General features: G+C 35.3%; 4 protein-coding genes and 1 pseudogene. All 5 read right to left on the reverse strand.

Going from position 1 to position 1905, the window contains the following annotated elements:
• Positions 1-243 (reverse strand): hypothetical protein (locus PPA04_RS09650; RefSeq protein WP_222591709.1); only part of this gene is annotated, 243 nt, incomplete at its 3' end.
• A gap of 139 nt (positions 244-382) precedes the next feature.
• Complete coding sequence (locus PPA04_RS09370; protein WP_147206817.1) at positions 383-781, reverse strand: DDE-type integrase/transposase/recombinase; 399 nt, start codon at positions 779-781, stop codon at positions 383-385.
• Positions 782-1006: a transposase gene (locus tag PPA04_RS09620; protein ID WP_186806985.1), complete on the reverse strand. Its 225-nt coding sequence runs from the start codon at positions 1004-1006 to the stop codon at positions 782-784.
• A 343-nt stretch (positions 1007-1349) separates the two neighbouring features.
• Positions 1350-1442 (reverse strand): annotated as a pseudogene (locus PPA04_RS09925) (transposase); the annotation flags it as partial.
• Between the two features lie 262 nt (positions 1443-1704).
• A partial coding sequence (locus PPA04_RS09380; protein WP_147206818.1) for a type II toxin-antitoxin system mRNA interferase toxin, RelE/StbE family occupies positions 1705-1905 on the reverse strand: 201 nt, incomplete at its 5' end.

Below are 1905 nucleotides of genomic sequence, written 5' to 3' on the forward strand. Positions count from 1 at the left end.
GGCAGCTTGCGACCTCATGTTATTATCAACGGTTTTTTGGTTGTTAGCTCTCCAGTTTGAAGCAGTATGAACAGGTGGCACCTTATTCGTATTTGCTGATGCTGTACTAATAGGGATTACAGCACTTGTCATGATTACAGACACTCCTGCGACAGCAATCAACACTTTGACACTTTTAAATAATTTATTTCCTAATATCTTATTTTTCATAAAATTTTCCTTTCTCCATTCTCCATTCTCCATTCCCTCTTTAACCTAAACGCAACATCTGTATAATACGACTATTATGTACCCATGTATAGATGTTTTTTCATAGTATAAAATAAAATTATTTCCTAAAATGCTCAGAAGTTAATAAATTGGATTATTTTTATTCAGTTACTTAGGCAAGATTTGAGATGCGATTGCGATTATAAAAATTGATATACCAACCAATGGCTGCTTGGACTTCAGTTAATGTTTGATATGCCTTCGAATAAACCTCTTCACGCTTCAATATTGAATGAAGCGCTTCCATACGGCCATTATCGTACGGATGGCCTTTGAGTGAATAAGAATGTTTCAAGCCATAATTTTGGCATTTAATATTAAACTCAGCACTCGTGTATTGTGACCCCATATCTGAATGAATAATTAATGGCGTTCGATGCTTATCGAACGCCAGCTGTAAGGCACTTGTGGGTAGCTCGGCTGTCATTGTATCGCCAATTTTATAGCCCAATACTTTTCTCTTCTCAGGATCCAAAACGGTCGCTAAATAGACCCATCTGTGATTAGTCAACTAAATATAAGTGATATCTGTCTGCCAAAAACCGATTAAATCATGCAAGTTTTTAATCAGATTGGTTTTTTGATCAACCGTCACAACAGTTTTGGGTTTGCGATAACGTTTTTGCATGCGTGATTTAATCCCTAATTCACGCATTAATTTAAGTGTCATATATTCAGATATTTTTGAACATTCATTGGTTAGTTGACTATTAAGCAGCAATACGACGATAACCATAAAATTTAAAGGTTTTCCAAACGTCTAAAATATAAGGTTTCAGGGATTCTCTACGCTTTTCTTGTCGACTGGGTTGCCAATGGCGCCAGTTGTAATAGGTACTAGGTTTGATTTTAAGTGCACTTAAAATACGCACAAGCGCGTAGCCTTGTGCTAAAAATTGGTTAACTAGCGGCAATCCCACATTACGGACTATTTTTTGGCTATTAAGATGGCCGCTCAATGCCTGTCAGGCTATGCGTGATAAAATTTCGTTTTCTTCCTCCAAAATAGCGAGGCGCTTATCTAGTTACTTGACGTCTTTTAAAGTCTTTGACTGACCCTTGATCATGATTGGGGTAGTTTGTTTAAGCCAAATAGCAATAGAATCTTTCAACGGACCAAATTCTTCTACTAATGATTTAAGTGAACGGCCTTCTTGGTGAAGTTTAACCAATTAATCTTTGAAATCTTGTGAATAACGAATTGACATAAAAATACTCCTATACTTTCATTTTACGGACTGAATAAAAATAGTCCATTTTTGTAGTATAAGAGCAGGATAGTTGTATGGGTGTTTTTGGATATTTTTTCTTTATAAGGGTCTATAATATACAAATAACCCCTCAAAAACGTTGTTAAAATAGCCCCCAATATCTATAATGTAGATATTGGGGGCTATTTTAATTTATTTTTTTATAAGCGCCCCTAAACTATAGCTATTGATTCAAGATTTCATGGGAGCCAGTTGCAACCAATAACAAAATCAATTCATCATGATCTAGCTGATAAATAACAATCCAGTTGTCATAATTTTTACCATAGTTTCCACATCTGGCAGGGTGAAATTCACGATAGCCACGCCAATTTCCTTTTAATGCATGATCTTTAATCTGTTTCAAAATAAGTACATCTTGTTC

Origin of the sequence: Pediococcus parvulus, assembly GCF_007990205.1 — a bacterium.
Classification (GTDB): domain Bacteria; phylum Bacillota; class Bacilli; order Lactobacillales; family Lactobacillaceae; genus Pediococcus; species Pediococcus parvulus.